The 7,859-nt window shown below is 40.4% G+C and carries 5 protein-coding genes; all 5 read right to left on the reverse strand.

Annotated elements, in window-relative coordinates; genetic code table 11:
* The gene (locus QMD21_02810; protein ID MDI6855699.1) at positions 1-747 is read right to left on the reverse strand and encodes a hypothetical protein; all 747 of its coding nucleotides are present in this window, start codon (positions 745-747) and stop codon (positions 1-3) included.
* A 6-nt stretch (positions 748-753) separates the two neighbouring features.
* On the reverse strand, positions 754-1,932 hold the full coding sequence (locus QMD21_02815; protein MDI6855700.1) for a hypothetical protein: 1,179 nt from the start codon (positions 1,930-1,932) through the stop codon (positions 754-756).
* Between the two features lie 9 nt (positions 1,933-1,941).
* Positions 1,942-4,329: a carboxypeptidase-like regulatory domain-containing protein gene (locus QMD21_02820; GenBank protein MDI6855701.1), complete on the reverse strand. Its 2,388-nt coding sequence runs from the start codon at positions 4,327-4,329 to the stop codon at positions 1,942-1,944.
* 444 nt (positions 4,330-4,773) lie between these two features.
* On the reverse strand, positions 4,774-6,144 hold the full coding sequence (locus tag QMD21_02825) for a hypothetical protein (GenBank protein ID MDI6855702.1): 1,371 nt from the start codon (positions 6,142-6,144) through the stop codon (positions 4,774-4,776).
* A 5-nt stretch (positions 6,145-6,149) separates the two neighbouring features.
* A partial coding sequence (locus tag QMD21_02830) for an integrin alpha (protein MDI6855703.1) occupies positions 6,150-7,859 on the reverse strand: 1,710 nt, incomplete at its 5' end.

Raw genomic sequence — 7,859 nt, forward strand, 5'->3', positions numbered from 1 at the left:
TTACCCTATTCCGTATTTTTCCATTACCTTTTCGTATAGCTCATAATTCTTAGATTTTCTGAAAGTATCTACAACTTCCGGAGGTAGTTCGCCTAGTAGCTCGTCAACAATTGCAAGCAGTTTTTTAACGTCTTCGTCAATAACTATTTCTTCTTTCCCCCTTTCAAGCCTTGTGAGCAGTTCAACCCTTTCTTCACGCCATTTATCCCATCTTGTCTCAAGCTCTTTGAGTACTTTTATTTGCTCACCAAGCTCTGATTTGGTACGCTCTAACTCTTCAATTTTAGCATTTATCTCAGAAACTTTAAGCTTCAATTCCTGCTCAGCTCTTGCTACACGCTCTTCTCTAGCCCTTATAAGCGCTTCTTCTTTTACAAGCTGCTCTCTCATAATAGCAATCTCTTTCTCTTTGAGCTCAAGCTCTTTGCGAAGCTTCATTCTGTAGTGTCTAAGCTTCTCTTCTAACTCTTTTATTAATCTTTTTTCTTCTTCAATATCAAGCTCTTCGTATTGTGGCTCGAGCTTGATTAATTGTAGTTGAGCCCCTTCTTCATAAGCCTCTATGACTTTTTCTTCTACATCTTTTCTAAGCTCATGCACTAGTGGGGCTTTTGTTGGTATTATCTTATTGGCACTTGGAACCTCAAATCGCTTTTCAGGCATTTCCTTGCTTGCCTGCTCTGGCGCTCTCTTTCTCTTTCTGAACAAGCTACTCAGCAATCTACTAAAAAACCCCTTGATGTCCATTTATTTTCACACACCATATTCTTTTAATATTCTTTCGTAAAGTTCATAATCTTCAGTGAGCGCAAACTTTTCAATTACCTCTTTAGGAAGTTTACCCAGCAGTTCATCTAATATTTTAAGCAATCTTTTTACCTCCTCCTGAAGTTTTAGTTTAGCTTCAAGCTCTTTTTCTTTCATCGCTAGCGCACTCTTTTTACTTTCTAGTAATTGCTCTCTTTCTATAAGCTCTCTCTCTATTATCAGCTTCTTCTCAACTAGACCTTCTAGCTCTCTCGTCGTACCCTTAAGTTTTTCAGTCAGCCCCTCTACTGCAAGAATCTGATTGTTAAGTCTCTCCCTGTTTTCAATAACTGACTTCTCTATTTCAGCTATTTTTTTCTGCTGCAGTTCTAGAGTCTGAGCAGCCTCTTTAAGCAATCGCTCCTTTTCAATCGCTTTTTCTAACTCCAATTCCCTATTCTTAAGCTCCTCTTCCCTTTTCATCAGAGCGTCGAGCTGCTCTTCTAGCTTCTCTTTCTCTTTAACAGCGATATTTTCACGTTCACTCAATAATTTTTCTCTCTCCTCCAGGCTCTTCTCCTTTTCGGCTATTTTCTTAGATCTTTCTTGCAGTTCAATATCTTTTTCTTTAACTACTTTTTCTATCCTCTTCTCTTTACTATCCAAAAGTTCTAGCTTTTCAGCTAACTCCTCCTCTTTGAGCTTAAGTTTCTCTTTTAGCTCAACAATTTGGCGCGACTGCTCTTCAGTAACGCTTTCTAATTCTTGCAGTCGAGCTTTTTCTTGTACCTCCTCTTTCTTAGCTCCCTTTCTTAAATCTTCTAAAAATGTTTTCTTCATTTCTTCAAAACCTTTCTGCCTTACAGCTAACTCTTCATACTCCGCCTTTAGCTTCTCTTCTCGTTTAGCTACGTACTCTTCAAAATTTCTCTGTTTCATAGTCAGCTTCTCTTCTAACTCGCTCAGCCTGGCTTCTCTGCGACCAATATTTCCGAGCTTCTCTTTTAATACTTTTTCAAGCTCTTCTCTACGGTGCCAGAGCTCTTTTTCAAGCTCTTTTATTTCACGCTCCTCAGGTGGCAGCTCGGTAACATTGTAATCTTCATAGACTGTCCCGATAGGGAGCGCACTCAGATTTTTATCATTTTTTGGCTTTTTAGTATAGTACTTTCTGTTTTCTACCATGTTTAACTTTTATTTTTCGCCTCTTTTGCGGACTGCGTTTTCTAGCAGCCATCTCAAAGCTGTAGTTCTGTGCGTACCGCTCGTTTCTGAGCTACTAACTACTTTTCCTGCAGATACACGCATTATTAAAAATCTAATTCCAAGTGCAGATAGAGCAGCTAAAATAACGAATCCAATTATAAACCAGTAATTGAACTCTAGTTTTTTCAGCTCTGAGACAAGCGGTTTTGAAATTTCAGCGCTCATATTAAAGACAGTCTCTCTCACTTTGACCTTTACAGTATACTTGCCCGTCTCTAAAGGTACGGTAACGTTGCATGTATATCTACCTTCAGAGTCTGTAGTGGTATTAACTACAAAGCCAGTCTCTACAATTTCTATTGTAACATTTGCGTTCGCTACTTTATCAGGGCCATCATTGTATAGAACTTCTCCCGAAATAGTTATTTCAGCTCCGGGCTGTCCAGGCGATATGAACTCGAGCGTTACACTAATATAGTAAGGTGGTACCAGCTTCTCGGCAAACTTCAGAGTAACCTTTTTATTATCAGTCATTGCAAGCTTGGCTTCTGTCGAGGTGTAGGTATTCTGGTTTTGAGTTGTATAAAAAGCTACTACTTTATAGTTGCCTACAAATTCCTCGCGCTCGCCTGTTATTTCACTGCCTAAAAGTTTGAATTTAGCTATGCCATATTTATCGGTTCTTGCAGAGGTATAGAAAAGCTCAGTTAAATTGTTATAGCTATACACGCGTACTTCAGCATCGCTTACAGGAAGATTATGCCCGTTTACTACCTCTACAGTAAGCCACCAGCATTTATAAATAGTTGCTTCAGTTGCGATTTCAGGTGCTGTGACGTTCGTTAAATATCCTGAATACTTCAATCTCAAGGGCTGAGTGAATGTGCAGTCTCTAATATCGAGAGTTTGAGTAGCTATTTCAAGTTTTTCGCTAGCTAGTTGCGAGCCTGCTAGCGCTAGCGTTGTTGTATTGAATATTAGGTACGAGGCGTTTGCCACAACGTTTTCTAATCTTGTTACTGCACATTTTGCGTACACTGAGCCTTCAAGGGTAGTATCCTTTAGAGCTATATTGGCATTATCTGAGCCTATGATGTTGAGTTTTAAATAACTTCGCTCGCTAGCGTTAAACGTGCAGTTATCGAAAAGGTATAGATTCAAATGCTCGTTGCTGACAGTACTGCTGTTTCCCTCTATAATTAGTCTGCCTTGATTCTCAACAGAAATGAAATATCTTCTTTGACTGCTCTGTATTATGTTTAGAACAGTGTTCTTGCGAATAATAAGAGTAGCATTATTTTTCACCAATATATTGCCGTCTTGAACATACGTATAAGTTTCGCCATCCTTTGCATACTCAGAATTCTCAAGAATTTTAGTTGAGTTTTCAGCTATAATAATATCTCGTCCTGCAGAATAGAAGCTCGATATTAGTGGCACTTCAAACCTCAACACTGCGCTTTTTATATTTACTACATCTTCTAGCTTAGAATAAACTTGATAGTGTGGCAATGCAATAGCAGTGGTTGTAGTAAGGCCGTTGTAGAAAGCCAAGATTCTATAATTACCTAAGAACTGCTCACCTGTAGCTGTGATAATATCGCTTAGCGCATAGGTCTCGAATTTTCCTTTGTGGCTTGTAACTCCTGTTTGATAGACACTATCGTTCAGCAGATGCTTGATATGCACAGTTGCGCCACCTACCGGCACATCAATTACATCTCTTACGTAAATGCTCAGCACTCTATAAATTGAAATTGCAGTAGTTCCTGTAGCTATAGCAGATGGGAGTGTTACATTAAAAAGGGTACAAGCGCTGTCTGTAGCGTTTAGGCATGAAGTAAGTACTGAATTTGTAGCGCTGAATAATACCTTGTTTAGCTCAGTAATGCTGGAGCTGAGCGTAGATGCGACAACATCTATTGTAGAGCTAGTTCCTGATAGCAGTGTGCAGTTGAGTTTAGAGTTCATAATTGTAACAATGCTGTCCGTCAGCTCTAATTTACCTGCGCTCAGCTCTACAGAGCCGTTGTTCAGCTCTATATATGCTGTGTTTTCAGTCTTTATCAGCAGTGGGTAATTGCTTTTAAGAATGCCATGCTCTACTACTCGAAGCGTACCGTTATTTCTAACTTCTATGCTGTACTGATAAGCATAATCTTGCAGCACAGTAAAAGTGCCTACAATTACTAGGCAGCCGTTATCTCTTACAACTACGGAGCCGTGGTGCGTATATTCACCTTCTATTAGCAGAGTTGAGTTCACCACACTCAAACTTTCTGCTCTTGGCTCAGTTCTTTCTGCAGCATTTATGCTAATACTACTCAGGCTTATAATGAGCAGAAGACATCCTATTAAACTAGTGATTTTTCTCATTTTACAATTAATTTTATGTTACTTTTAGTATATAATCTTTGCTCTTACCACCCTAATTTCGACTATGTGCTGGATTTTAAGCCTGACTTCGCCAGTTAAGGTGAGACCTTTACTCCCTTTGTGAAATAAATAAAAGAAACTTTCCCTAAAATTTCTATAAAGAATTTGACAGATTTTTTCCAGTGGAAATTTAAGACGTGAAACATAGAAAAATTCCCCAAAAAATGTACCACCTAATTCGACACATTTTGACAAGGGCATAATCTACCAAGAAATTGTTACTCAAAAAATACCCCTGGTTTAAGGCTGTATTTACTTAAACTCCGCGTAGTATCTCAACGCTAAAAGCTTGACGAGAACCTTCAAGTTGCGGAGTTTACTTAAACTCAGCGGATAGACTCAACGAAAAAGCTAGTCAAGAAGAACTTCGTCGCTGAGTTTACTTCAGATAGACCTGAAATAGAATATAAGCTCGCCTGAAACCGATACTGATGAAGCGCCTGGAGGCACTACCACGTCTATTTCTACCCATACAAAGTTGGCTGTGTCATTATTTGCTAAACTAGCGTTTGAAGGGGCACTTTCGCTATATAGCCAGAAATAATAATTCGCATCGGGAAATCCTCCTATACGCGTAGCATTCACTGTATAGGTTCCGTTAGTGTAGATAAGATTATTGGTTTCATTGTAGCCTAACCCTGCTGCTAGCTTCCAGCCTGCACTGCCCCATGCGATGGAAGTAGAGCCGTCGTAATATAACTGCATATCATCTGAAGTTTCTGTGATAATTCCAGGTGCTACTATACTACTATTGCAAGGCTTTGTTCGGTTCTTATGTAAATAAATTCGCAAATAGGAGCCGTCGCCGATCACCTCTATCTTCTCTATTCTTATAGCCGCACTTTGTGCGTTAACTATAGCGAAAGCGCCTGGAAAACTTCTGCTTGTGTTTGCATACCATTCTCCAAGATTGAATCTCACACTTCTGTTTGTATACCCTGTAAGCACATAGCCGCCGCCAATTCTATCGCAAGCCATGAAATCGATCTCAGGTCCTTTAGGCGGTGCATCTGCACAATCCACTATAACGATAATTTCACTCTCAGTATAAACCTCAGTCGCATCTGAGGGCACAGCTATAGAGACCTCTACCCACACGAAATTTGCAGTGTCGTTGTCTGCTAGATTATGATAGCTCTCGTCATAGAACCAAACGTTTTCAAAGAAACTTGCGTTCGCTCTGCTTGTAGAATTGCCGTAAGTAAGGCATTTTGTAGCGTTGTAGCCCCAGCCTGCACTTAATTTCCAAGCGCTTGCTCCGTCATACTCTATGCTGTAGCCTTCATAGTATTTCTGGTAGTCGCTGGCTTGCTCACAGCCACTTGCTGCAATTGTTACTAAGCTTGAATTGCAAGGTCTTGTGTAGTTCTTGTGTAAATAAACTCGAACATACTGGCTTAGAGCGCCTTTAACTTCTAGCTTCCTGATAGTAATTGAAATATTGTGGGGATTAACAATTGCGAAAGCAGCTGGATATGTCTTTGTAGTGTTTGCTGCCCAGCTACCTAATTTTAGTCTGTAAGAGTAACTTTCATTTTGAATAACGAGACTGCCGGTAGTGGCGTAATCGCAGGCCATGAACTGCACGCTAAGCTCGTATTGAGCAATGCCTATACGCGCTTGAAAAGGAAATCTTATGAAAGTCAATCCGTAGAATACAGAGATTATAATTACTATAACTAGAATTGTAACGAGCGTTTTCATAAATTTTTTTGTGTTTTCTTTTTCAGCTGCTAAGTTAAGTTTCCATTTCATTTTTTTCAAGCCTCCACTCTAAACCAAGCTATGCGCTGATTGCAATCGCCGAATCTAAAATCATCTCCGTCTCCCGTATCGACAGCTGTAACTATCACTTTATATATCCCAAGCTCAAAATTGGAAATACTGAATGAGTAGTTATATAATTTCCAGGTTGTGCCTGAAGCTTCTAGATTCATTGTAACGTTCTCATAGTTTGATACTAAATTATCGCCTGCAGTTTTTAAAGTTAGTTTTGCAGTACTTATAGTGCTCGCATCGAAGTCTGCACATGCAGTAATATTTGCTTTGATTAGCACACTATCTAAACTCGCATTGCTTTTACTATAGCTTGCAAGCCATAGATTAGTTGCAGTATCGTTTTCCCAGTAGCTTTTTACCCATCTTGTAGTTGCTACTGGTATAACTCCTGCACTGTGTTCGTATCTGGAAGGATAAGCTTGGGAATCGAAAAATAATCTTATATAGACTGGTCCCGCAACAGTACCTACGCTAACGGTGAGCGTTATATTCTTATCTGTATGAACTACTAAATTCCTGCCTACTAGCTTTACACTCTTATTATACCAGCCTGCAGAATGCGTAGTAAATGTGGTCTCACCAAGCGCAGGCGTAGCGGTATCGTTTGTGGTGAGGTTTACAGTTACAACAGGCACTTCAGCAAGCCCGTAGATATACACTCTGCCTCTATTATCGTTCTGCCCTGGGGTATCGTTTCTAGGAGCTCCTACAATTAACTCGCTACCACCATCGTTATTTAAATCTATGTAAGCTGCGTGTACCGCAAAACCGTAATCGTCGTCAGCAGCTTCTCCAACCCATGTGCTATTAGCTGAAGAAGCTGTAAATGCGGTTCCTATACTCCAAGGCGCTACTCCAGAAATATTGCCGTAGAATAGATATGCTTTGCCTTTTATTACTTCTCCTGCAGAGCTATTCCAGTATGGCGCGCCCACAAAAATATCTTCGCAGTTATCGTTATTGTAATCGGCATCACCTGAAACACTCCAGCCAAACATATCTCCTTGATTCTCGCCTGCGATTTTAACGTCAGCTGGGAACTCTGCATGGAAGCAGAATGAGTAGCTGATGTTTGCAGAGCTTGCGTAACTCTCGTTATCGTCGCAGACATATTTAACATTGCGCGGGCTAGTAGGACCCTGAATAGGAGTAGAGACATTGAACTTAGCGCCGCAGTCTTGCCATTTAGTTACAGGTGCGTCGTCATAAATACTAGAATTGTATTGAGTGCCCGTATCATACCAGTAAACTCTAGATGGATATGTTTCATTGAGGAAGCCGCCTATTGTAGAGACTGTGATTTGCCACTGATGCCAATAGATCGGTCTCACTGTGATAGCGCTCGTCACCTCGCCTGAGGCATTGTCGGAAGTAGAGTTCCATCTCTCTGTGTCACTTACATACGAGGGGTTATCATAAGCATAAGCAGTACTGCTTGTATTGCAATCTACCCATCTTTGAGTGTCAGTCGAAACTGTTATCTGGAATCTCACGCTGGTATCTGTATAATTAAGTTTGACAGAGGGCGTATCAGCGCAGTTAGGATTGCCACTTATTACTCCAAAAGTAACGCTCCATTGATGGTAATAGATCGGTCTCACTGTGATAGCGCTCGTCACCTCGCCTGAGACATTGCCGGAAGTAGAGTTCCATCTCTCTGTGTCACTTACATACGAGGGGTTATCATAAGC

The organism is Candidatus Thermoplasmatota archaeon (assembly GCA_030018475.1).
In the GTDB taxonomy this organism is placed as follows: Archaea; Thermoplasmatota; JASEFT01; order JASEFT01; family JASEFT01; genus JASEFT01.